At 68.5% G+C, this 24,006-nt stretch carries 22 protein-coding genes; 11 read left to right on the top strand and 11 right to left on the bottom strand.

Annotated features, from left to right (window positions below; all coding sequences use genetic code 11):
• Nucleotides 1-105: 105 nt before the first annotated feature.
• From DKM19_RS37825 to DKM19_RS37810, 4 genes are all read left to right on the top strand, one after another.
• Complete coding sequence (locus DKM19_RS37825; protein WP_162642070.1) at nt 106-573, top strand: ATP-binding protein; 468 nt, start codon at nt 106-108, stop codon at nt 571-573.
• A 367-nt stretch (nt 574-940) separates the two neighbouring features.
• Nucleotides 941-2,974 carry a hypothetical protein gene (locus DKM19_RS37820; protein WP_110702565.1) on the top strand — a complete coding sequence of 678 codons (2,034 nt, stop codon included), beginning with the start codon at nt 941-943 and terminating at the stop codon, nt 2,972-2,974.
• Nucleotides 2,975-3,088: 114 nt separating this feature from the next.
• The gene (locus tag DKM19_RS37815; RefSeq protein ID WP_204358416.1) at nt 3,089-4,372 is read left to right on the top strand and encodes a sugar MFS transporter; all 1,284 of its coding nucleotides are present in this window, start codon (nt 3,089-3,091) and stop codon (nt 4,370-4,372) included.
• 167 nt (nt 4,373-4,539) lie between these two features.
• The gene (locus tag DKM19_RS37810; protein WP_110706278.1) at nt 4,540-4,995 is read left to right on the top strand and encodes a DUF488 family protein; all 456 of its coding nucleotides are present in this window, start codon (nt 4,540-4,542) and stop codon (nt 4,993-4,995) included.
• Here the strand turns inward: DKM19_RS37810 and DKM19_RS37805 are convergent.
• Complete coding sequence (locus tag DKM19_RS37805; RefSeq protein ID WP_110702564.1) at nt 4,973-5,836, bottom strand: hypothetical protein; 864 nt, start codon at nt 5,834-5,836, stop codon at nt 4,973-4,975. The two genes, DKM19_RS37810 and DKM19_RS37805, sit on opposite strands and share 23 nt — an antisense overlap.
• A gap of 339 nt (nt 5,837-6,175) precedes the next feature.
• Between DKM19_RS37805 and DKM19_RS37800 the strand changes: the two genes are divergently transcribed.
• From DKM19_RS37800 to DKM19_RS37775, 6 genes are all read left to right on the top strand, one after another.
• Nucleotides 6,176-7,027, top strand: a complete 852-nt coding sequence (locus DKM19_RS37800) for a restriction endonuclease (protein ID WP_162642069.1) — start codon at nt 6,176-6,178, stop codon at nt 7,025-7,027.
• 203 nt (nt 7,028-7,230) lie between these two features.
• Nucleotides 7,231-8,382 carry an amidohydrolase family protein gene (locus DKM19_RS37795; RefSeq protein ID WP_110702562.1) on the top strand — a complete coding sequence of 384 codons (1,152 nt, stop codon included), beginning with the start codon at nt 7,231-7,233 and terminating at the stop codon, nt 8,380-8,382.
• Complete coding sequence (locus tag DKM19_RS37790) at nt 8,379-9,569, top strand: M20 family metallopeptidase (RefSeq protein WP_110702561.1); 1,191 nt, start codon at nt 8,379-8,381, stop codon at nt 9,567-9,569. The genes DKM19_RS37795 and DKM19_RS37790 overlap by 4 nt, the downstream gene beginning before the upstream one ends.
• Before the next feature lie 311 nt (nt 9,570-9,880).
• Nucleotides 9,881-10,198 (top strand): hypothetical protein, encoded by a 318-nt coding sequence (locus tag DKM19_RS37785; RefSeq protein WP_110702560.1) that lies wholly within the window; start codon nt 9,881-9,883, stop codon nt 10,196-10,198.
• Nucleotides 10,199-10,557: 359 nt separating this feature from the next.
• The gene (gene sigJ / locus DKM19_RS37780) at nt 10,558-11,451 is read left to right on the top strand and encodes an RNA polymerase sigma factor SigJ (protein ID WP_369986869.1); all 894 of its coding nucleotides are present in this window, start codon (nt 10,558-10,560) and stop codon (nt 11,449-11,451) included.
• Between the two features lie 156 nt (nt 11,452-11,607).
• Nucleotides 11,608-12,246 carry a hypothetical protein gene (locus DKM19_RS37775; protein ID WP_204358415.1) on the top strand — a complete coding sequence of 213 codons (639 nt, stop codon included), beginning with the start codon at nt 11,608-11,610 and terminating at the stop codon, nt 12,244-12,246.
• Between the two features lie 131 nt (nt 12,247-12,377).
• Here the strand turns inward: DKM19_RS37775 and DKM19_RS37770 are convergent, their stop codons facing one another.
• The 10 genes from DKM19_RS37770 to DKM19_RS37725 all read right to left on the bottom strand — a co-directional run bounded on the left by DKM19_RS37770 (nt 12,378) and on the right by DKM19_RS37725 (nt 22,900).
• Complete coding sequence (locus DKM19_RS37770) at nt 12,378-14,768, bottom strand: excinuclease ABC subunit UvrA (RefSeq protein ID WP_110702559.1); 2,391 nt, start codon at nt 14,766-14,768, stop codon at nt 12,378-12,380.
• 196 nt (nt 14,769-14,964) lie between these two features.
• Nucleotides 14,965-15,375, bottom strand: coding sequence for a VOC family protein (locus DKM19_RS37765; RefSeq protein ID WP_110702558.1), 411 nt, complete (start codon nt 15,373-15,375; stop codon nt 14,965-14,967).
• Between the two features lie 5 nt (nt 15,376-15,380).
• Entirely contained in the window at nt 15,381-15,830 is a 450-nt protein-coding gene (locus DKM19_RS37760; RefSeq protein WP_110702557.1) for a helix-turn-helix transcriptional regulator, read from the bottom strand.
• A gap of 84 nt (nt 15,831-15,914) precedes the next feature.
• Nucleotides 15,915-17,039 (bottom strand): pectinesterase family protein, encoded by a 1,125-nt coding sequence (locus DKM19_RS37755; protein WP_110702556.1) that lies wholly within the window; start codon nt 17,037-17,039, stop codon nt 15,915-15,917.
• A 444-nt stretch (nt 17,040-17,483) separates the two neighbouring features.
• Nucleotides 17,484-18,374: a MurR/RpiR family transcriptional regulator gene (locus tag DKM19_RS37750; protein WP_110702555.1), complete on the bottom strand. Its 891-nt coding sequence runs from the start codon at nt 18,372-18,374 to the stop codon at nt 17,484-17,486.
• A 178-nt stretch (nt 18,375-18,552) separates the two neighbouring features.
• Nucleotides 18,553-19,968 (bottom strand): M14 family zinc carboxypeptidase, encoded by a 1,416-nt coding sequence (locus DKM19_RS37745; RefSeq protein ID WP_162642068.1) that lies wholly within the window; start codon nt 19,966-19,968, stop codon nt 18,553-18,555.
• Nucleotides 19,969-20,535: 567 nt separating this feature from the next.
• Nucleotides 20,536-20,898, bottom strand: coding sequence for a DUF488 domain-containing protein (locus tag DKM19_RS37740; RefSeq protein WP_089213708.1), 363 nt, complete (start codon nt 20,896-20,898; stop codon nt 20,536-20,538).
• Nucleotides 20,899-21,010: 112 nt separating this feature from the next.
• Nucleotides 21,011-21,211 (bottom strand): hypothetical protein, encoded by a 201-nt coding sequence (locus tag DKM19_RS37735; RefSeq protein WP_110702553.1) that lies wholly within the window; start codon nt 21,209-21,211, stop codon nt 21,011-21,013.
• 184 nt (nt 21,212-21,395) lie between these two features.
• A complete protein-coding gene (locus tag DKM19_RS37730; RefSeq protein WP_110702552.1) occupies nt 21,396-22,262 on the bottom strand; it encodes a helix-turn-helix transcriptional regulator in 867 nt (288 codons plus the stop codon).
• A gap of 203 nt (nt 22,263-22,465) precedes the next feature.
• Nucleotides 22,466-22,900, bottom strand: coding sequence for an Lrp/AsnC family transcriptional regulator (locus DKM19_RS37725; RefSeq protein WP_204358414.1), 435 nt, complete (start codon nt 22,898-22,900; stop codon nt 22,466-22,468).
• A gap of 122 nt (nt 22,901-23,022) precedes the next feature.
• On the opposite strand from DKM19_RS37725, the gene DKM19_RS37720 reads away from it, so the two are divergent.
• On the top strand, nt 23,023-24,003 hold the full coding sequence (locus tag DKM19_RS37720) for an aldo/keto reductase (RefSeq protein WP_110702550.1): 981 nt from the start codon (nt 23,023-23,025) through the stop codon (nt 24,001-24,003).
• Nucleotides 24,004-24,006 lie beyond the last annotated feature (3 nt).

The raw sequence follows: 24,006 nt of genomic DNA, 5'->3' as shown, positions 1-24,006 counted from the left end.
CCTTTGCGACATTTGGTCGAAACAAATATTTCGTAATCAATTCACACGACTGGGGTCAATGTTCTACATTTGGTTGTGGGAGCGCTCCCATCGAAAGGAGGCGCAGTGTCTCGCCATCACAACTCATCCGCGGTGTCCGCCGACGCCGCTCCCGAGTACGAGGCTGAGTGCCTGCTGCCTGCGGCCCCCGCGAGTGTGCGCGAAGCCCGCTCGATGGTCCGCCGCGAACTCTCCCTGTGGGGCGCCGACGACCTCGTCGACGACTGCGTACTGATCATCAGTGAGCTGGTCACCAACGCCGTCAGGCACGGTGGCGCCGCGTGCGCGCTCAGGATCTGCGGCGGTGGGAGCTTTGTGTACGGCGAGCTCTTCGACCCCGGAGCGGGCGCACCCCGGATCTGCGAGCGCGACATGGACGCCACCGGCGGCCGGGGCCTCCAGATCGTCGACTCCCTGGCCGGAGACTGGGGCGTCACCCGCCCCTCCTCCGGCGGCAAGGTCGTCTGGTTCACTCTCGGCCTGCCCGTCTCGCACCGCCATCCCACCGCCGCCCCGGTCCTGCAGCTCAAGTAGGCGCCCGGCCCTCGAACGAGCTGACGGGTGGCCGTCGAGGAGGCAGCGGAGCGGGCCGTATCCGTCGCACCCGTCGTACACGGAGCCGGAGAAGGCCGCACGCAGAGCCTTCGACCGCCGCGTCCGTCGTCCATGGATCCGGAGAAGGTCGCACGGAGTGCCGTCCACGTGATCATCCGGAGACGGCATCGGATCCGGATGTGCGATGAGGTGTGTTCTCCCCGGGGGTGAATGCGGGACATCGCCGTGGCGCGAGTTTCCTGACGGCGGTGACCCGGAGTCGTAGGGTGGTTACAGGAGCCGGATCATCGGATGGTTCCGTACCGCTCTCACCGGATCGCGGCGTGCTGAAAGGATCACGGACGGCGTGCGAACCCATTTCGAGGTCGAGGAACCCGAGGAGTACGAATCGGCGAAGGAGTTATTGCTCCGCCGCTGCAAGAACTGGGCCGCGGATCACGGCATGCGGGCCGACGAGGGGATGCTCTCGGCCGCCCTGGACTCACGGCACCTCAGCTCGGACGGGCGCCTCGGTCACTGGACCCCCGTCGAGGTGCGGCGACTGCTGCTGGAGTGGATTCCCCAGCTCGTGGTGGCCGACCCCGACACTCTGAACGCCGCCCCGGAGAGCCTGCTGACGCTCCTGCGCTACCTCGCCGCCTCCGGGCTGCGCGACCCGCGAGGCGCTTCGATCGCCACGCTTGAGAAGGCCGTCGCCGAAGCGGCCGCGGATTACCCGGCCGCGCTGGCCGACCCGCTCCGGCAGGGAGTCGGGAAGTTCTGGACGCTCGCCGCGCTGGACAACGGGGTCGATCTCAGCGACGGCGAGGCCCTGGAGAGGTTCCAGCGCGACGTCGACGCCGGACGAGCCCGGTACGACGGCGAGTTGCTCGACCGCCTGATCGAGGCGAGCCTCACAAGGCCGCCGCTCGATCAGGCGCGGGCATACGCGCAGCTTCCCGTCGGCCTTCCGCCCCGAGAGGAGCTCGCCGCGGCCGCCGCGGACAGTGGGACCGTCCGTCGGCTGGCCGCCCTCGCGGGCTGGGTGGGCGCCGACGGCCGGGAGCTGACGGCCACCGGCGACCTCCGGCCGGCCGACGCCCGCGAACTGGCAAGACTGCTCGGCACCGGCGAGCAGGACTCCACGGCGCGCGGCTCGACGGAGACGCCCCTGCTCGATCTGCTGTTCGCCTGGGCGAAGAAGGCCCGCCTGGTGCGGGTGAGCAAGGGGCGGGTGCTGCGGGTGGCCAAGGCCGCGCCGCTGCTCCGTGACCCGGAGGCGCTGTGGCGGCGGGCGTTCGAGACGTTCTTCGACCTCGGCGGGGTCGTGTGCGCGCCGGACGCCTTCTGGGGCAGATCCTCGCCGATGACCCTGACGTTCGACGAGATACTGCCCGACGTGCTGAACACGATCTACAGCATTCCGCACCCGACGCCGGTGGTGCGGCTTCAGGAGACCGTGTGGCTGGCGTGCCGGGAATACCTCTGGCTCGATGACGAGGAGGAGGACCCCTCGACGGAGTCGCTCCGGCCGGGGGTCGAAAGGGACCTGCTCCGGGCCCTTGAGGTGCTGGCCGGGCTGGGCGCCGTGGAGCTGAGCCACGGCATGGCGGACGAGATGTTCTCCGCCGACCTCGGCGACGACTTCGAGGCGGAGCACGGCGAGGAGCGCCCGCTGCCGCCGGAGGTGTGCGCGCGGCTCCTCACCCGGCTCGCCGAACCCGGCCCGCTGGTACGGCTGACGCCCCTGGGCGTCCGGGCCGTGCGCGAGCGCATGCTCGCCGGGGGCCGTGACGCCCCCCTGGTCGGAGAGCTGGCGGACGAGGCACCGGCCGAAATGCTCGGCGTGGTCGCCCAGCACTACACGCTGGAGACGGCCAAGGAGGAGATCGAGGGCTGGCTGGCGGCGCACGGCGGGGACGTCGAGCCACTGCTGGAGGCCGTACGCGAATGCCCGTTCCGCATCCGGTCGGCGGCCATGCTGAAGATCCTTGTCGAGACGCTTCCCGATGGCAGGGCGCTCCTCCGCGGGCTCCGCGGTGACGCGAAGCTGAGGCCCCTGGCCGTGCTGACCCTCGTCGACGAGGGCCTCCTCGGGCCCGAGGACCTCACCGGCCGCGAGCAACTGTTCCTGATCACCGAAGGACTGCTCACGCTTCTGGAGCTGGGCGGGCCGGAGGCCGTACGGGAGCAGCTCGCCGCCCTGCCTCCCGGCCAGGCATCGGAGATCGCCACCGGGGTGCAGAACTCGGGGCACCCCGACAGGGTGGCCGTCGAGGAGTTCCGTACCCTCGTGGCCGAGCAGATGCGAGATCGCGGCCGTCCGCTGCGGCTGGTGCGAGGTCAGGCCCCCGGCGCGCGCGGCCGTCCCAGCGGACACGGCAAGAAGCGCAGGCGCTGACCCTCGTTTCGGGGGCACCGCCCTGGAGCCGGAGGGCGGGTGTCATGTCCGGTCGTCTCGCCACATAGGGTGCGAGACGGCCAGCCCCCGCCAGGAAGAGACGCGCATTCCCCCATGACGATGACCTTCGACCACACCCGCCGCGCCTGTTACACCGGTTACGTCACCCAGGCCATCGTCAACAACCTGGCCCCGTTGCTGTTCATCGTCTTCCAGACCCGCTACGACCTGCCGCTGGAGATGCTCGGGCGTCTGGTGCTGCTGAACTTCGCCACCCAGCTGGTCACGGACATCGTGGCGGTGAGGTTCGTGGACCGGCTCGGTTACCGCGTCCCGCTGGTGGTGGCCCACATCCTGTCGGTGGCGGGGCTGGCGCTGCTGGCGGTGGCCCCGGCGGTCTCGCCCTCCCCGTATCTGGGACTGTGCGTCGCGATCATCGTTTACGCCGTCGGCGGCGGCCTGCTGGAGGTGCTCGTCAGTCCCGTCGTCGACGCTCTGCCCAGCCCGCAGGAGGGCAAGGCCGCGGCCATGAGCCTGCTGCACTCCTTCTACTGCTGGGGCCAGGTCGCGGTGGTGGCGGGAAGCACGCTGCTGCTCGCCCAGATCGGCCAGGACGCCTGGCAGATCCTGCCCCTGGCCTGGGCGATCGTCCCCCTGATCAACCTGGTGGTCTTCCTGAAGGTGCCGCTGCCCGCCACCGTCCCCGACGAGCACCGCACTTCTCTGAGAAAGCTTTTCAGCGTCCCCGCCTTCGCCGCGGCCATGACGCTGATGCTCTGCGCGGGCGCGGCCGAGCTGACCATGTCGCAGTGGTCGTCCCTCTTCGCCGAGGAAGGCCTGGGCGTCTCGAAGGTCTGGGGAGACCTGGCGGGCCCGTGCCTGTTCGCCGTGCTGATGGGTGTCGGCCGCATCATTTACGGCCTGTGGGGAGAGAGGATCCCGCTGGTGCCCGCCATGGCCTCCTGCGGCGCCCTGGCGACCGTCTGCTATCTCGTCGCCTGCCTGTCGACCAACCCGGTGGTCAGCCTCGTCGGCTGCGCGGTGTGCGGCCTGGCCGTCAGCCTCCTGTGGCCCGGAACCTTCAGTCTCGCCGCCGGCCGCTTCCCCCTCGGCGGCGCGGCCATGTTCGGTGTCCTGGCGGTCTTCGGCGACGCGGGCGGCGCCATCGGCCCCTGGATCGCCGGAGCCGTCGCCGACGCCTCCACCACCGGCAACGCGCTGCTGGGCGGCCTCGCGGATCTGCTTCCCGACGACGGCGGCTCCGGCCTGCGCGCGGGCCTTCTTGTCGCCGTCGCCTTCCCCCTCGTCATCGTCGTCATCACCCTCCTGTACAACGCCCGTACCCGGCACGCGCCCGGCGCGGCCTCCCTCGAGGCCGGAGACCCGGTCGGCGGGTGACCGCCGGTCGGATGGGGAATCGGGAGCGACCAAAACCTCGACCGGCGCGGGAGAGCTACCGATGGAGGCGAATCGGCTGAAACGCCTGATCGTCATCTATGCGGAGATTGCCGACAGCTGCGAACTCCGCCAAGCAGCCGTCGCGGGAGCGTGAGAGGCTACTGTTCATGCCTAGCTCCGAGCGGGACCAGCAGATGATCGGAATCGGTTATCAGGATTGCGATCTTGCGGAATTTATCGAGCGATTGCATCTCAGCTCGGTCACCCTCCTCGTCGACGTCAGGTTGAACCCCATTTCCCGCAAGCGCGGATTTAGCAAGACAGCGCTGTCCGGCGCCCTTGCCGATGCCGGAATCGCTTATGATCACATGCGGTCGCTGGGAAATCCCAAGTGGAACAGGCCGGGGTTCGGCGGGGACCCAGCCGAGCTTGAGATCGCCCGCGGTGTCTATGTCGAGCAGATCTTGGATTCCGGCGCGCATGAATGTCTGGAGCGGATCGCAGAGGCCGCTCGGCAGCAGACGATAGCGATCATGTGCTTCGAGGCCGACGAGCGACGTTGCCATCGAGACCTCGTGCTGGAAGCGATCCGCGACCGGTTCAGCCGCGCCGTACCGGCTTGATCCGCTGGGGATAGACGACGCCGAGCACCATGAAGCTTTGCGGATGGGCGAGCTGGTTGCCCACGTAGAAGATGGTGTCCCGTTTCGGCGCGCACATCAGGTCCAGGAACTTCTCGCGGATGGCTTCCCTTACTCCTTCGTCATCGCGGGCGTGCACATTCCGCTGCAGAGCGACCAACTCCCAGTCGTATATCCCTTGGCGATGTGTGTTGCAGCCCGAAGAGTGGCATCGGTACCTGTACCAGGCCTTGAATCGAGGAGCCTGCAGAGCGGTGCGCGGTCCGGATTCGAAAAGATCCAACTGCGCGACATACTGTTCGATCTTCCGCTGATCTGCGGGGTTCCAACCAAGGTGGGGCTCGATGATGAGATCCAGGATCTCTTTTGGTCTGACGGCCGCGAGTGATCTGGCAGCGGGTTGGTCACGGACAGCGGACAGAAGATCGCACATGGAGTCCTCGACGTGGTCATCCAGGTACGCCATTCGCTTTTCCCAGCTCGTGAGGTGATTTTCTGTCTTGAGGCTGTCCAATCGAGGTTGCCGGCTCTCCACTCGAGGATCCTTCGTTCTCGGTTTGGCCTCAAGCGTGACGATGTCGTATTTGCGGAACTGTGAGTTGCTTTCCAAAGCTCGATAATTGATCGGATAGAGCCTTATCCAGCCCAGGTGATCGAGATCAAGCCTGAGCGCGGCCACGCACACGGTCTCACCGTATGTTTCCGAGGGGTTGGGGGCGGTCTTGACTGTGATGAGGACTCTCATCCGCTGGAACCGATTTTCGGGAGGCTCGCTCCGTACCACTTCCGGATCAGGGCGAAACAACGAAAACTGCTCCGACATAAGGCGCTCCACGCTGGCTGTATCCGGTGATCTCCAGGCTGGCTTTGCTTCTCCTTTGCGTGGACTTTTGCTGGGTGATTTTACTTAGCCATACAGGCGATTTCCGGTTATATGGGACCAATTTTTTATTTGGCGATGGTGATGGGGGCAGCGGCCGGAGGGTTTTTGTCGGTGTGGCGGGTCAGACTCGCTGTTGACTTCACCCCCGAATGCGGAGGTCTCACGATGGCGAGGCGTAGGTCACCGGCGCGAGGACGATCTCCGGCGCGGAGGCGATCCTCGGCCCGAAGACGGTCACCCGCACGGAGGCGTCCTCGGCGTAGGGCGGGTAACGGCTGGGTGCTCTGGCTGCTTGGCGCGGTGATCGTGATCATCCTGATTCCGTACGCGCTCAACGCGCTCACCTCCGTGTGGCCGCTTGTTCTGGCGATAGCCGCTGTCCTGGTCGCTCTCACCGCCTGCGTGGTCCTTGTGCTGCGCAGAACGGGCCGGAAATATCGGAGGGAGGTGCTGGAACGTGCGGCGGTCAGCCGGCTGACTCCCGGGCAGTTCGAGCAGTTGACCGCGGAGCTGCTGCGCAACGAGGGTTTCCGCGGGGTCAGGGTCATCGGCGGAGCCCGTGACGGCGGTATCGACGTCCTCGGCACCGCACCGGGCGGCATCCCGTACGCCGTCCAGTGCAAGCTCTACACCAGGCCGGTCGGGCCCGGACAGGTCCGTGACTTCATCGGCGCTCTGCGAGCCCCTGCTTACAGGGGGCACAGGGGCGTCCTGGTGACCTCCAGCGTCCTGAGTAAGCAGGCGCACCAGGCCGCGAGCGAGGACGGCATGATCGTCGTTGACCGTGACCGTCTGGCGGACTGGATGATGGGCGCCTACTCCGTTCACGCAGGCGGAGGCGCATCACCGGCATGGCTCGTCTGGCTGCGCCGTGGTCGTGCGGGCGGGAAACGTCCGGATCCCCTGCCTGTCGTTCGGGAGGGCGGCTCCGGCCTGCGGGCTGTGGGGGAGGACGGCCCCGGCTCGTGGGTCACGCGGGAGGAGGGCCCCGGTCCGCGGGTTGCGCGGGAGGATGGCTCCGGCCTGCGGGAAGATGGCCCTGGTCTGCGGAAGGATGGTCCCGGCCTGCGGGAGGATGGCCCTGGTCTGCGGGAGGATGGTCCCGATCTGAGCGGCGTGATCGTCGACTGATAGGGCGTGCCAGGCCGCATCCGGCGCCGGGCAGGAGTATCTTCCCTGGCAAACTAGGCAGAAGTTGCCATATGGGACAAAGCGCTTGAATGAGGGGGAAGGGGTCGGCCGGTCGTGGGGGTGGAGAGGCAGAGCCAGGAGATTCCCGGCCCGGCGGCGCGGGTGCGGCCGCGGAGGGTTTCGCCCGTGAGGCGGTCGAGCCGATGACGGGGGAGGAGACGCTGAGACGGGCGATCGAGGAGATCCCGCTGGTGGATCATCACGTCCACGGCGTCCTGGCCGGCGATGTGTCGCGGCGGCAGTTCGAGGAGCTGATCACCGAGTCCGACCGGCCGGTGCCCGCCTGGATGACCCAGTTCGACTCCCAGGTCGGTTTCGCCATCCTGCGGCACTGCGCGCCCGTCCTCGGCCTGGACCCGCACCCGGATCCCGAGATCTACCTCGCCCGCCGCGTCGAGCTCGGGACCGAGGAGGTCAACAGGCGCCTGCTCGCCGCGAGCGGGATCGGCCACTTCCTGGTGGAGACCGGCTACCGCGGGGACGAGATCCTCGGTCCGGACCAGATGGCCGCCGTCACCGGCAAGCCCGCCGGCGAGGTCGTCCGGCTGGAGGCGGTCGCGGAGCGGGTCGCCGCGGAAGGGACCGACGCCGCCGGGTTCGCCGCCCGTTTCGAGGCGGCCCTCTGGGAGCGCAGCCGTACGGCACGCGGGTTGAAGACCATCGTCGCCTACCGCCACGGGCTCGACTTCGACCCCTGCCCACCCACCCCCGCCGAGGTGACGGAGGCGGCCGGTCGCTGGCTGCGGGCATCCGATCGACCCGGCCCGGCCCGGCTCGACGACCCGGTGCTCCTGCGCCACCTGATCTGGACGGGCATCGAGCGCGGCCTGCCGCTGCAGTTCCACATCGGGTTCGGCGACCCCGACATCGACCTCCGCCGTTCCGACCCGCTGCTGTTGCGCGGCCTCATCGAGCTCGCCGAACCCCGGAACGTTCCGCTGCTCCTGCTGCACTGCTACCCGTTCCACCGTCACGCCGGCTACCTCGCGCAGGCCTATCCGCACGTCTACTTCGACGTCGGGCTGGGCGTGAGCTACACGGGGGCGCGCAGCGTGGCCGTCGTGGCCGAGAGCCTGGAGCTGGCGCCGTTCGCCAAGATCCTCTTCTCCTCGGACGCCTGGGGCCCTGCCGAGCTGCACCATCTGGGCGCCCTGCTCTGGCGCCGCGCGATGACCGGCGTCCTTTCCGGCTTCGTCGCCGAAGGCGAGTGGAGTGAGGACCAGGCGGTTCGGGTAGCCACGATGATCGGCGAGCAGAACGCCCGCCGCGTCTACGGCCTCGGAGAAAATGTATGACAGAGATCCACGAGCGGCTCCGCGCCGCCCTCCACGCCAAGCTTCCCGCCGCCTACGCACTGCGACGAGAGTTGCACGCGGAGCCATACGTGTCCGGCAGGGAGGAGCCGACGCTCAAACGTGTGCTGGACGCGCTGCCCGACGGCACCGTGATGGAGCGGGTGGCCGGGACCGGCGCGCTCCTGCGCGTCGGGGGCGAGGGCCTGGCCGTCGGAGTGCGTGGAGAGCTGGACGCTCTGCCGATCGTGGAGGAGACGGGTGTCCCGTGGGCCTCGGGCAACGGCGCCATGCATGCCTGCGGCCACGACGTCCACCTCGCCGCGCTGGTCGCGCTGGCCGGGGCGGTCGAGCGTGTGGGGGGGCCCGCCCCGATGGTCGCGGTGCTGCAACCGCGTGAGGAGAGCTACCCGTCCGGCGCCTTCGACATCGTCGAGTCCGGCGCGCTGCACCGGCACCAGATCGGCGCGATGGTCGCGGCCCACGTCCAGCCGGTGCTCAGCGCGGGCGAGACGGCCTGCACTCCCGGAGCGGTCAACGCCTCCTCCGACGAGTTCACGCTCACCGTGCGAGGCCAGGCCGGGCACGCCGCCTACCCTCATCTGTCCCGCGACCCGGTCCTGGCACTCGCCCAGATCATCGTGGCCGCTCAGCAGATCGTCAGCCGTGACTCCGACCCGATGACGCCGACCGTGGTCACCTTCGGGACCGTGACGGCGGGCACCGCGCCCAACGCCATCCCGGAGACCGCAGTCGCCCGCGGCACCCTCCGCACGATGTCGGAGCCCTGGCGCCACCAGCTGCACGACCGCTTCCGCGCGGTCGTCGAGGGGACCGCACGCGTCCACGGCTGTGAGGCGGACGTGCGAATCATGCCCGGGGAGCCGGTGCTCGTCAACGACGCTCGCCTCGCCGAGGAGACCGGATACATCCTCGTCGACACCGCTCACCACATGCCCGTCATGCTGCGCTCCTGCGGGGCCGACGACTTCGCCCACTTCGCGTCGGTCGTGCCGTCGCTGATGCTGTTCGTGGGCACCGACACGACGTCGGGCCTGCACAGCCCGTACTTCCTGCCCGGAGACGAGACGGTGGCGGCGGTCGCCGAGAGCCTGCTCGCCGCCTACCTCGGCGCGGCACGCGTCATCGGCGCGGACGGTGGTAAAACGCATGACCGCCAACCGCGATGAAAGCCGAGCGCTCGTCCGCGCGGTCACCTTCCCGCGCGTGACGGCGACCACCGGCGAGGCGCGGCCCTGACGGAGGTCGAACGCGTCCGCGCGGGAACCCCCGGCGGTGCGGTCTCGCCCCCGGGGAGGACGGCTCAGCGGTCGCCCATGCCGCCGAGGCGATCGCAACCCCACACCTGCCAAGGCGGTGTTCTGCGAGAACGGATCCGCCCTGCCGCCGGGGAAACTGCGGCAAGATCGGGTCCGTGACTCTCTGTAACTTCTTGATTACAGTTACCTTCGTCGTGTTTCCCACATGAACGAGGAGAATCATGCACACCTTCATTCGCAGAGCGGGCACTGCCCTGGCCGGTGTCGTCCTGGCCGGTGCCGGCCTGATGGTCGCGCTCCCCGCGACCGGCGCCCATGCCGCATCGTCCGTGGCCGCGGCGTCCCAGGCCGCGCCGGCGACCGCCTGCACGCAGACGGCCAAGGGCTGGATCTGCTTCCTGCGCTACTGCGACCCCTACTACTGCTACTACGACTGCTATCCCACCTGGGACGCGCGCAACAAGGGTGAGGCGCCCTCCATGCAGCACAAGGTTCCCGTCACCGCCGGCAAGGCTCCCGAGCAGATCTCTCTGCCCTGACCGATGAGGTCGTGAGGCGGGTGTGGACGACGGGGCCACCCGCGCGACATCCACACCTGGGGCGATGGGGAGGACTCGGCTGCGGCGGAGCCCTCCCCGTCGAACGGAGACATCGAGCGGAGACGCCGTCAGCGGCTCCGTCTCCCGGCGTTCCGGCCGCTCGGCCGGACCCGGATCGACAGCGCTTCCCACGGATCACGGCTTCCGCGGACCACGCTTGCGGCGGCCATGAACCCCGCCGACACGAATGCGAACAGTTCAGCCCCGCAGCCGTAGGTGTCCTCAGCCGGATGGCCGGCCCTTGACCGGGCGCACGTGATCGTTACAGTCAAGGGTGAAGACGGGACGAAAGTGTCCGTGTGGCGACCGGTGACGTGGTGAAGATGGACGAGCTGGACCGTGCGCGGATCTTCGATCAGCATCGGGACCTGCTGCAGGCGGTGGCCTATCGCGTGCTGGGCCGGGCCGGTGACAGCGAGGACATCGTCCAGGAGACGTGGCTGCGCTGGAGCGGTGTGAACCCCGTGGAGGTGGTCAACACCGAGGGCTATCTCGTACGGGTGGCCACCAGGCTGGCGATCGACCGGCTGCGCAGCGCCCAGGCGCGCCGCGAGTCCTACGTCGGGCCGTGGTTGCCGGAGCCCATACTCACCAGCCCCGACATCGCCGACAGCGTCGCGATGGCCGATTCGGTGTCGACGGCGATGCTGCTGGTGCTCGAAGCGCTCTCACCGTTGGAGCGGGCGGTCTTCGTTCTCCGCGAGGCCTTCGGTTACTCCTACGCGGAGATCGGCGAGATCGTCGACCGGAGCGAGCCGGCGGTGCGCCAGACCGCCCGGCGAGCTCGCGAGCACGTGGAGGCCCGGCGCCCTCGTTACGACACCGACCAGGCCGTCCGGCAGAAGGCGACCGAGAGTTTCCTGGCCGCGGCCGCCGGTGGTGACCTCAAGGCTCTGATGGAGGTTCTGGCGCCCGAGGTCACGCTGATCAGCGACGGGGGCGGGCTGGCCCCGGCGCCGCGTAAGGCCATCCGCGGGGTGGATCTCGTCTCCCGCGCCCTGGTCATGTTCGCCGGCCGGATGCCGGAGGACCCGAGCCTGAGCGTCGTGCAGCTCAACGGAGGACCGGGAATCGTCGTGCGTTCCGGGCCCGCTCCCGTCGCGGTGATGATCCTGAATCTCGTGGACGGCGTCGTCGAGAGCATCCACCTGATCACCAATCCCGAGAAGCTCAGCGGTCTCCGCTCCTCCTGATCGCCAACGGGTCGTGACTGCCGGGAGCTCGGTGCGCTGGTCGGCGCCGTGGTGATCGTGACCGGGATTGATGCCCGATGGGGGTCGCGTTCAGGGTGGCGCGGCCTCGCAGCATCCTTTCGTGATCGATTCATTGCCGACGGCCCGATCATCCACATGGACAGCGGCGTGGTGGTCAACGACAAGCTGTACGCCGTGCACTCCAACTACGACGAGTCGCCGATGGAGAGCTCGATCGAGGTGTTCGACACCCGGACGATGCGGCACGTCGACACGTACAGCTTCGGCATCTATCGTGGCTCGCTGACCTGGCTCGACCGGCACGACGGTGCGTGGTGGGCGGGCTTCGCCAACTACGACCAGGTGCCGGCCGGCGAGACCAAGCCGTACGGCGAGACGTACAACACGCAGGTCGTCAAGATGGACGACAAGTTCCAGGTCGTCGAGTCCTGGACGATTCCGAAGACGATCCTCGACCGGTTCAAGCCGATGAGCAACTCCGGTGGGTCGTGGGGCCCCGACGGCCGGCTCTGGCTCACCGGTCACGACCTCGGCGAGGCCTACGTCATGAACGTCCCGTCCGCGGGTTCGGAGCTGGAGTGGGCCGCCACCGTCACCCTCCCGAACGTCGAGGGCCAGGGCATCGCGTGGGACCGTTCGAGCAACAGGCCCACGCTCTGGGCGATCAAGCGCTCCACCAAGCAGGCGCTCAGCTTCACCGTCCCCTACTCCTCGATCAGCGACCCGAACGCCGCGAACTGGCAGGTCCTCGGCCCCGGTCACTTCCAGCAGTGACCGCTGACTCGCCGACCACCTCGGGGGCGTCCGGGCACGTCGTCCCGGTCGTGTTCACCAACGGCTCTGTCCCGGTTCCGTCGGGAGGCCGGGGTCGGCCGGCCTCCCGAAGCTGATCGCGAGGGCCTCGGTCAGGCGCCCACGTAGGCCGCGAGGTGCTCGCCGGTGAGGGTGGAGCGGGCGGCGACGAGGTCGGCGGGTGTGCCCTCGAAGACGATCCGGCCGCCGTCGTGGCCGGCGCCGGGGCCGAGGTCGACGATCCAGTCGGCGTGTGCCATGACCGCCTGGTGGTGCTCGACGACGATGACCGACTTGCCGGAGTCGACGAGCCGGTCGAGCAGGCCGAGCAGCTGCTCGACGTCGGCGAGGTGGAGGCCGGCGGTCGGCTCGTCGAGGACGTAGACGCCGCCCTTCTCGGCCATGTGGGTGGCCAGCTTGAGCCGTTGCCGCTCGCCGCCGGACAGCGTGGTGAGCGGCTGGCCGAGGCTGAGGTAGCCGAGCCCGACGTCGGCGAGCCGGTTGAGGATGGTGTGCGCGGCCGGCACGCGCGACTCGCCGTCGCCGAAGAACTCCTTGGCCTCGGTCACCGACATCGCGAGCACCTCACTGATGTCGCGGCCGCCGAAGCGGTACTCCAGCACCGATGCCTCGAACCGCTTCCCCTCGCACTCCTCGCAGGTGGTGGCGACGCCGGCCATCATCGCCAGGTCGGTGTAGATGACACCGGCGCCGTTGCAGGTGGGGCAGGCGCCCTCGGAGTTGGCGCTGAACAGGGCCGGCTTCACGCCGTTGGCCTTCGCGAACGCCTTGCGGATCGGGTCGAGCAGCCCGGTGTAGGTCGCCGGGTTGCTCCGTCGCGAGCCGCGGATCGCGCCCTGGCCGACCGACACCACACCCGCGCCGGCCGGGATCGACCCGTGCACGAGCGAACTCTTGCCGGAGCCGGCGACGCCGGTGAGGACGACCAGCACCCCGAGCGGGATGTCGACGTCGACGTCGTGCAGGTTGTTCGCCGACGCGCCGCGGATCTCCAGCGCGCCGGTCGGCGTGCGCACCGTCTCCTTGAGAGAGGCCCGGTCGTCGAAATGGCAGCCGGTGACGGTGTCGCTCCCGCGCAGCCCCTCGACGGTGCCCTCGAAGCAGACGGTGCCGCCGGCGGTACCGGCGCCGGGGCCGAGGTCGACGACGTGGTCGGCGATCGCGATCGTCTCCGGCTTGTGCTCCACGACGAGCACCGTGTTGCCCTGGTCCCGCAGCCGCAGCAGCAGGCCGTTCATCCGCTGGATGTCATGGGGGTGCAGGCCGATGGTGGGCTCGTCGAAGACGTAGGTGACGTCGGTGAGCGCGGAGCCGAGGTGGCGGATCATCTTGGTGCGCTGCGCCTCGCCTCCCGACAGGGTGCCCGCCGGCCGGTCGAGGGAGAGGTAGCCCAGCCCGATCTCCACGAACGAGTCGAGAGCGTGTGCCAGCTTGGCGAGCAGCGGTGCCACCGACGGCTCGTCGAGGCCGTGCACCCATTTGGCCAGGTCGCTGATCTGCATCGCACACGTGTCGGCGATGCTGATCCCCTTGATCTTGGAGGACCGGGCCGCCTCGCTGAGCCGGGTGCCGTCGCACTCGGGACAGGTCGTGAACGTCACCGCCCGCTCCACGAACGCCCGGATGTGCGGCTGCATCGCGTCGACGTCCTTGGCCAGGAAGGACTTCTGGACCCGCGGGATCAGCCCCTCGTAGGTGAGGTTGATGCCGTCGACCTTGATCTTGGTCGGCTCCTTGTAGAGCAGGTCGTGCAGCTCCTTCTTGGTGAACTTGCGGATCGGCTTGTCCGCGTCGAGGAAGCCGCAGCCGTTGAAGATGCGGCCGTACCAGCCCTCGGTGCTGAAGCCGGGGATGGTGAGGGCGCCCTCGTTGAGCGACTTGCTGTCGTCGTAGAACGCGGAGAGGTCGAAATCGGTGACCGAGCCCCGGCCCTCGCAGCGCGGGCACATGCCGCCGGTGACGCTGAAGCTGCGCCGCTCCTTCGTGGTCTTCCCGCCGCGCTCCAGCGTGACCGCGCCCGCGCCACTGATCGAGGCGACGTTGAAGGAGAACGCCTGGGACGAGCCGATGTGCGGCGTGCCGAGCCGGCTGAAGAGGATGCGCAGCATCGCGTTGGCGTCGGTGGCCGTGCCGACCGTGGAGCGGGGGTTGGCGCCCATCCGCTCCTGGTCGACGATGATCGCGGTCGTCAGGCCGTCGAGCACGTCGACGTCGGGCCGCGCCAGCGTCGGCATGAAGCCCTGCACGAAGGTGCTGTAGGTCTCGTTGATCATCCGCTGTGACTCCGCGGCGATCGTGCCGAACACCAGAGAGCTCTTGCCCGAGCCGGAGACGCCGGTGAACACCGTCAGCCGACGCTTCGGGATCTCGACGCTGACGTCCTTGAGGTTGTTCACGCGCACACCGTGCACGCGGATCAGATCGTGGCTGTCGGCAACATGCGGCGCAGGCGACTGCGTGTCCGGCCTCGTGGCCATGCTCATCGTGTCTCCATCTGTTACGCGGGATCTGTTACGAGGGGCCTTACGCGAGATCTGCTACGAAGGTTCGCCTTCGGGGTCTCCGTCGGCGTCGCCTGGCTCGATCTAACCAGTTTCGAGGGGTACGTCTCGTTCTGCTCCGTCGTGCGCGGGCTCCTGTACGGTGCCGTCCGTCCAGGTCATGGCCGTGATCGACGGCTCAGCGCAGTTCCTGGATGCGGATCAGGTTGCCCGCGGGATCGCGGAAGGCGCAGTCGCGCATCCCGTACGGCTGCTCGGTCGGCTCCTGGACGACCTCGGCGTCGGAGGCCTGCAGCTTCTCGAAGGTGCCGTTGAGGTCGGTGGTGGCCAGCAGGATCCAGCCGTAGGTGCCCTTGGCCATCATCTCGGCGATGGTACGGCGCTCGTCGTCGGTGATGCCGGGGTCGGCGGCCGGCGGCGCCAGCAGGATGGAGGTGCTGGGCTGTCCGGCGGGGCCGACCGTGATCCAGCGCATCTTGCCGTGCCCGACGTCGTTGCGGACCTCGAAGCCGAGGATGTCGCGGTAGAAGGCCAGGGAGGCGTCCGGGTCCTCGTGCGGAAGGAAGCTCGTGTGAATGGTGATGTCCATGACGGTCAGGCTAGGCGCGGCTCGGGGGCCGGCGCTTCTCGATTCCTGATCGGTCTGCTCACCTGCTTGGCCACGCACGAGGGCATCCCCGCCGTCGCCTGCGCCGCCTGGTGCCGGTAGGTGCTGGGTGGCATTCCGACCAGTTCGGTGAAGCGGGTGCTGAAGGTGCCCAGTGACGAGCAGCCGACCGCGAAGCAGACCTCGGTGACGCTGAGGTCGCCCCGGCGCAGCAACGCCATCGCCCGCTCGATCCGGCGCGTCATCAGGTAGCTGTACGGTGACTCACCGTAGGCGATCCGGAACTGGCGGCTGAGGTGCCCGGCCGACATGTGCGCGCCGCGGGCCAGCGCCTCGACGTCCAGCGGCTGCGCGTACTCCCGGTCGATCCGGTCCCGAACACGCCGCAACCGCGCGAGGTCGCTCAGGTGCTGTGCCGAGTCGGGTCTGCTGGTCACATGTGAGATCGTACGTCGCGCAGCCCGGAAACGGTCGCCGAGGCGGCCGTGACCGACCCGGACCCCGCAACCTGGTCGCGCGGGTCATGCCGACGGTTTCCAGTCGCCGAGGTGGGTGCGGATGGTCTGAGCGGCCGCCTGGTCGGCGGTCAGCTGGGGCCTGTTCTCGGGAACGGGTATCGCGGCTCCCGGGCCGAAATTGCGATATTCGCCGAATCTGGCGTCCTGCCAGGGGTAGCCCGCGCTCATGTTCACGTACGGCACGGCGGTGTCGATCTGCGGGCCGATCCAGGTCTCGCGCACGGTCAGCATCGGGACGGCGGTCAGGTCGCTGCTCGGGCGCCAGGGCCGGGCGAGGCCGTAGGAGCCGTCGGGAGAATCGCCGGTGATACGGCATCGGGTCGCCAGGTAGCCGTGCGGGTTCGCGGCGGCGGTGCTCGGTGCGAAGACGTAACCGTAGGGCCTGAATGACACGTCGCGGGCCAGGGTGTGCAGCTCGCATCGGTCGAAGACCGCGGTGGCACGGCCGAAGACGAAGTCGACGTCGCCTTCGACATGGCAGTGCCGGTAGTACTGCCGGGCGAAGGTGGCCAGGGCGAGGGTGTCGGCGTACAGGGTGTCCTGGTGGCCGAGGAACCGGCACGCCTCGAAGAGGGAGCGGTCGCCCATGACCTTCACCGCGACGGCCTGTGTCGCGGTGATCTCCGGGTGGTCGGCGCGCAGCCAGTCGTTGGCGAAGGTCACGTGGGTCGCGGTGAACCCGCCGGCCTGGATCGTGGTGGTGGCGCTGCCGCTCGTGCCGTACGTGCCGCCGTCGGGCTTGGCCGTTCCGGCGGCATTGTTGAAGACGATGACGACGTCGCGGGCGTCGCGGGTGGCGCCGGTGAAGGTCAGGCCGGTCTTGGCCTGGGCGATCAGGACCGTCTCGCGGTAGGTCCCGGCCGCGATCACCACCGTCCAGCCCCGCTCGGGAGCGTCCGGCGTCGCGTTGACGGCCGCCTGGACGGTGATGTGGTCGCCCCGGCCCTGGGAGTCGACGTACAGCGTGCGCGCGTTCGGCCTTCGGCGCGGTGATCCGTACGACCCGAACGGGCGAGGGCGGGTCCCGGCCGCTGCTTCGGTGGCCGTGACCAGCGTGACGCCGAGGGCCGCGGCCGCGGCTCCGGCCAGCACCTGACGCCGGCCGAACGGTGAGCTCTGGGGCGACATAAGACACTCCCGTGTTCACATATGTGAATAGCTTCCATATATAAGAACATCTGAAAGTTAGAGAAGTCCGATGGTGATGTCAATGGCGGAAGTTGGGAGCCTGCCGGACGACCTGAGATTGGACGGTTCCAAATGCCGGTGACGGTCGGCACCGCTCCGGGAAACGCCTTCCGATGCGCCATGTACGTTTCATGGAATGCGAGCCATTCGGGAAACCGGCTTTTCGGATTCGCGATGACCGAAGATGAGTCGGAAAGCGGCGAACTCGCCGGCCGGGTGCTCTTACCGGCCTCGGCGTGGTGGCCGCCGACGGCGGGACGGCGACGTGCGGAGGCCCCGATGGCGGCGCACGCCGCTTCAGGACGTACCGGAGGCCCCGATGGCGGTGCACGCCGTTCAGGGCGTACGGAGGTCGCCCGGATGGCCCCGACGGCCGCGCGCCGTTCAGTAGGGAAGGAAGATCTGGCGCTCTGTCGCGCTGTCGTCGAAGGCGCCGAGCCGGGTCTGCCCTTCGGTGGCGAGGGCGTCCAGCATGGTGTGCAGCAGCGCGGTGCACAGAACCGTGGGACCCGCGTGGGAGTCGAACGCGAAGTCGGAGCTCACCGGCGCGAGCAGGACCTCGTCCGCGAGGTCGGTGAGCCGGCCCACCGGCTGGTCGGTGATGAGCGCGATCTTCAGCCCGATGCGCCGCGCCCAGATGAGCCCCTGGGCCAGCTCGCGCGGGTAGCGCGGCAACCCGATGGCGAGCACCCATTCGGCTCCGGATTCGGCCGCCCGGCTCAGCTTGTCCTCCAGGGTCGAGCCTGCGATGTCCAGGACCCGTACGTCCGGGAGCACCTTCTCCGCCTGGTGGCCGAACAGGTGCGCCAGCGGTGCGGAGACCCGCAGCCCCACGACCAGGAGCGGACGTGACCTGGACAGTTGGCCGGCCACCTCCCGAAGCTGACGGGTGTCCCGGAGGCCGTCCCGCAGCCGTTCGAGGTCGCGGATCTCGGAGTTGACCAGCTCCTGGATCTCGTTGAGGTCTTCGGCGGGCGGCGTTCGCTGCGAGCTGTCGAACACGGACGAGCGGAGCGCGTCCCGGAACTCCGGGAACCCTCTGAACCCGAGTGCGGCGGCGAAGCGGGTGACCGATGGCTGGCTGACTCCGACGCGCTCGGCGATGTCGGCGCTGGTGAAGAAGACGGCCTCCTGCGCGTGATCGAGCAGGTAGCGCGCGATCCGGCGCTGCGACGGGGAGAGCCGGTGGTCGTCGAAGAGCCCGCGCAGGTTCGCGGCGATCCGCGATGCGTCCGGGACGGTGAGCGGCTGGCCGGTCTCCCTGGCGTGCCCCATCCTTGAACACTTCCCTTCCCCGTGGAGTGACACACTCAGCGCTGATTCTCACCGCTCGGAGGGCAGGGCGATCGGGTTTTGGCCGTGTTACCTCATGCGTCGCGAAGTTTCTGCGGGCTCAAAGCGGTGCCGGGCGGCCCTTGGAGGGACCGCCCGGCTCATTTTGGTGTGCGACCGTTTAGTCCTTCGGGCCCTTGCCGTTGAAGTGTTTCTTGCATTCCTGCAGTCTCACATCAACCTGCTCGCCCCTGTCGACGGTGACGTTCACCGTCTCGAGCACCTCGCCGCTCGGGCGAGCGCAGGTGAGCGTCCAGCTTTCCCGGAGGAAGTTGCCCGGGCCGGTGGCGACGACGCCGTCCTTGGTGTAGGCCGGGATCGGCCGCACCGACGGGTTGACGTGCCAGGTGAACTTGCCGTTGGTCGGGGCGACGAGGCTGGACTCCAGGTGGGTGGGGACCGCCTGGGGCGGATCGAGGACACCGCCCGTCTGGAGGATCGGCGCGGTCCACAGGTCGAAGTCCTTCGTGATCGTCAGGACCGCGCCCTTCGGCGCCTTGCCCTTGATCACGGAGTGCCCCGCAGGGTCCGCCGCGTACTCCAGGGCCACCATGAACGCCTCACGGTTCGACTTGCCCTCGTAGCGACCGGTGCCGAGGTAGTCCTCGATCACCTCGGGGTAGGAGCTGGTGGTCGACTGGGTCTTCATGATCTCGAAGGTGAATCCGAGGCCGCGGGTGGCGTAGTACGACCAGTCCGGGGTCTCGCCGGTCGTCTCGTAGTCGAAGCCCGACTTCATGCCCGTGTAGCCGTTCTTGGCCGCCATCGCGTCGGTCAGGGCGGAGTAGACGGCCTCGTCCGGGGCGTCGCCCGCGCGCTTCTCCAGCGGGGGGCGGAGGAGGGTGTGACCGGAGGTGTGGTTCGTGATCAGTACGGTGGCCTGGTTGGTCGTGGTCAGGTCCATGATGTTCTGGACCTCGGGCTCGGAACCCGGCCCCGGGCCGCGGGACGTGGCGTTGGAACCCGCGTTGCTGCCCCAGCCGAAGGGGTAGTTGCGGTTGATGTCGACCCCGGCGTTACTGGCGCACGTCGGTGAGAGGCCGCAGCTGGTGCGCCGGTTGATGACAAACCCGTCCACGTTGACGACCGGGACGAAGATGACCCGCGCCTGATCGAGCAGGCGCTTGACCTGCCGGTCCTTCTTGGCATTGTTGACCAGGTCGTAGGCGAACTCCATGGTGTGCTCACCCGAGGGCCATTCGTTCCCGTGGTGTATCCCCATCATGAGCAGGACCGGCTTGCCGTCGGCGGCGTTGACGTCGTGGGTCACCTCGATGCCGTACACCTCGCGGCCCTGGCGGGTCTTGTGGGGCAGCGTGATGTGCTTGACAAGATCGGGGTGCTGCTTGCTCAGCGCGAGCATCTCGTCGTTGTAGTCCGTGATCGTCCGGTAGGTGGTCCGGCCGCTGGGCAGAGTCGCTGCCCGCTCCGTCGCCAGCTGGACGAGCGCTTCGGTGCCGGTCGAATCGGCGAAGGCGGTCGTGGCTGCCGGAATACTGAGGCTTCCCAATAGGCCGACGCTTAACGCAAGTGTCAAAAAGCGTTTCTTGGCGTTCCGGGCCGCTGGGGGCTGCGAGCCTCTTGAAGACATGCTGAAGACCCTTTCTAGCTACGGACGAATGGGAGCCAGAAAAGCGCACTTTCCCCAGGCTGTTCTTTGGGAAGTGCTTCTGGAAATCCGATAATCGGCCGCTGATTGCAAACTTTCAGGTAGTCTTCGTCATGAATGTATGCCTGTCAACCGTGTTTGTCGACGGTTTTTCCGCACATGCGTGAAATGCCGGGGTGAGGGCGCGCCCGCGGGCTGGAGCCCACGCGCTCCACCAGGCGGGCGCTCGGCCTCACCGTTCCTACGCCTCGATCGGCGACCCGCGCATCTCGAACCGGCGGGCCCCCGGTCCCGGTCGGTCCCGGTCGGTTTCAGCGGCGAACGCCGGCCGTCGGCTGCCGGTCGAACCTGGGCCGCGGCGGACGCCCGGCATGGCCAACCAATGAGAAAGCCGCCCGGCACGTGCCGGGCGGCTTTCTCATTGGTTGGGACGCTTGGGCCTCGATGCTTGAGGGGGCCCGTGCGCGGATGTGATGGGTTCTTGCCGAGGTTGTGTCAGGCGGTTTTCGCGAGGTGATCCAGCAGGTAGTCCCTCAGAACCACCGCGTTGTTGTGCTCGGTGTCCTTCGCCGCGTAGAGAAGAGTGATCGGTCCCTGGCGTGCGGCCTCCAGGAGGGGGCGCACGGCGTCGGGGCGCCGGTCGAGCTCCTGCCGGTAGCGGGTACGGAACTCCTCGAAACGTTCTGGGATGTGCCCGAACCAGAGTCGTAGGTCCGGAGAGGGTGCGATGTCGCTCACCCACCCGTCGAGCTTGAGATCTTCCTTACGGATGCCCCGCGGCCACATTCCATCAACGAGGAACACCGGCCCCTTGGCGGGCTTCGCGCCGTACACCCGGCTGATCAGGATGTCTTCCATCTCTTGCGCGTACCCACGTCGCACGTCCCGAAGCAGGTGGACCACGGTAAATCACTATCCGTGATCGGTCATGTCATATCTGACACCGGCAAACCGGTCGTCGCGCGGCGGCTTACGAGCTCCGCTTCCGCAGGACGACGTAGGCAGCGCCCGCCGCGAGGGCGGCCACGAGTTCGAGCAGCAGATGCACGAGCTCGCCGGCCTCCACCCTGGAACCGGAGTCGTAGATCGCGTGGACGGCGACGCCCACCAGGATTCCCGCGATCAGCGAAAGCCCGGTCGCGAGCAGGAGTTCCGGTCGCCGGTCGGTCATCGGCAGCCCCGCCGGCACCAGGGACGAGCGGAGCGGGCTGACGGGCCGAGACGACCTGGTCCCGTTCGCCCATCCCGTAAAGCCGGATGAAATGAGGCGCAAGGAGGACGAGGACGCGTGTGGCGTACGAGGCGGGACACGCGGGTGCGGCGCGCGGGAGACGGGATTGGCGTACGGCGACGGATCAACTCCGTAGGGTGTTCGGCTCGCTCGTTTCGGCTACGGTGGGGCCGGAGCCGGCCAGATGGGCCAGCAGGGCGAGGGACTGGGCGGCGTCGCTGCCGGGTGCGGCGTGAAAGATGACCAGGATCTGCCCGTCGGTGCCGATGACGGCGAGCTTTTCGTAGCTCAGCTCCAGCGGGCCGACCTGAGGGTGGTTCATGAGGGCTACGCCGCTGGTGCGGGGCTTGACGTCATGGCGTGCCCACAGCAGGCGGAACTCCTCGCTGCGCACCGACAGCTCTCCGACCAGTTCGGCCAGGTGCGCGTCCCGGCTTTCTGGACCGGCCATGGCGCGTACGCCCGCGACCAGGCCGGAACTGAGGTGTTCCCAGTCGCTCTGGTAGAGGGCTCGCACCTCGGGGTCGAGGAAGGCGGCGCGCAGCGCGTTGACGCCCTGCGTATGACAGGGGGACAGGGCGTGGGCGAGCGGATTGGCGACCAGCACGTCCATGTAGCGGCCCAGGACGAGGGCCGGCATGTCGGTGTGGGACATCACCAGTTGCCTCATGCCGGCGCTGACGCGTTCGGGACGCCGCCGGGTCGGCCGGCGCCGCTCCGGCCGCGACAGCCTGTGCAGGTAGGCGGTGGCGTCCGCGTCGAGTATCAGCACGCGGACGAGAGCGTCGAGGACCTGCGCGGAGGGATGCTGATCGCGGCCCTGTTCGAGGCGCAGGTAGTACTCGGATGAGATTCCGGCCAGCAGCGCGACCTCCTCACGGCGTAGCCCCGGCACCCGGCGGCGGCCGCCGGACGTCAGGCCGACCTGTTCAGGCCGTATGAGATCACGCCGGGCACGCAGGTAGTCGCCCAGTTCGTTGCTCTGGCTCATACCGCCACGGTAGGCGTTTCACGCGCAGAGATCCTGGCCCTGCCACTACCAGGGTCCGATGCGGATTGGGCGTTCGCCCGCGGGGACCCTGGTCCTGCCACCAGGGCCCGATACGTACCGGGCACTCGCGCGCAGGGAACCTGACCCTGCCGCTACCGAGGTCCGGCAAGCCCGCGAGGCGAACCGGAAGGCGGGCCCGGGTCTCACTCCAGCGGCAGGGGGCGGCGCGGCACGGGCGCGGTGTGGATGAGGGACGTGGTCGTGTGACCGTACGGGGTGAACAGGTCGAGGATCGGTTCGAGCTCGTCGACCGCCCGCAGGTGCATCGTGAAGTAGAAGCAGTCGTCGCCGGTCATCCGGTAACACTCAACGATCTGGGGAATCTCCTGGGCGATCTTGGAGATGCGTTGCAGCTCCCGGATCGCCGGACGGATCCGAACCATCACCGTGACCGGAAAGCCCAGGGCCCGCGGGTCGACCTCGGCGCGGTAGCCGGTGATCACGCCCGTCTCCTCCAGCCGCTGCACCCGGTCGGCCACCGCGGGAGCCGACAGACCGACCCGGCGGCCCAGCTCGGCGAAGCTCACTCTGGCGTCGACCTGCAGTTCGGCGAGAATACGAAGGTCGAGGGCGTCCATTTCCTTTGGTTCGTATGCCCGCTCGGGTCTGATCTTTCGATTCGCCATTCTCCTAAATTACGGGGTGGCCGACGATGGGGTCGTGCGGAGAAAACCGCACTCCCACCGGAAGGCAAGACGGAATGCGATATGTGAAGCTGGGCTCGTCGGGGCTGAAGGTCTCCCGGATCTGCCTGGGCATGATGAGTTACGGCAATCCCCGCTCGCGGGATTGGATCCTGCGCGAGGACGCGGCCGAGCCGATCGTGCGGCGCGCGGCCGAGGCCGGGGTGACGTTCTTCGACACCGCCGACATGTATTCGGACGGCGCGAGCGAGGAGATCACCGGGCGGCTGCTCGCCAAGCTCTTCGCACGCCGTGACGACTACGTGCTCGCCACAAAGGTCTACTTCCCGACAGGGCCGGGCCCGAACGACCGAGGGCTGTCCCGCAAGCACATCATGGCCGCCGTCGACGCCTCGCTGACCAGGCTCGGAACCGACTACGTCGATCTTTACCAGATCCACCGCTGGGACCACGAGACGCCGATCGAGGAGACCATGGAGGCCCTGCACGACGTGGTGCGGGCCGGCAAGGCACGTTACATCGGGGCCTCCAGCATGTACGCCTGGCAGTTCGCCAAGGCGCAGCACATCGCTCAGACGGCCGGCTGGACCAGGTTCGTGTCGATGCAGAACCACTACAACCTGGTGTACCGGGAGGAGGAGCGAGAGATGATCCCGCTCTGCCTGGACCAGGAAGTGGGCGTCATCCCGTGGAGCCCGCTGGCGCGCGGACTGCTCGCCGGGAGCCGCCGCCGCGACGACCGGCGGCTCACCGTCCGATCCGGCAGCGACCCGCTGGCCGACAGCATGTACGAGGACGCGGACTTCGACGTCGTCGACGTGGTGCGTGCGGTCGCCGACGAACGAGGCCTGCCTCCGGCGCGGCTCGCACTCGCGTGGCTGCTTGGTAGGTCCGGCGTGAGCGCGCCGATAGTCGGGGCGACCAAGGTGGGCCATCTGGACGACGCGATCGCGGCGGTGGACGTGTCCCTGAGCGGAGAGGAGGCGGCCCGTCTGGAGGCCCCGTACCGGCCCCACCAGATCATCGGGCACGAATGAGGA

This window comes from Streptosporangium sp. 'caverna' (assembly GCF_003203775.1).
Lineage (GTDB): Bacteria > Actinomycetota > Actinomycetes > Streptosporangiales > Streptosporangiaceae > Streptosporangium > Streptosporangium subroseum.
This window is presented reverse-complemented; position numbering and strand designations above follow the sequence as displayed.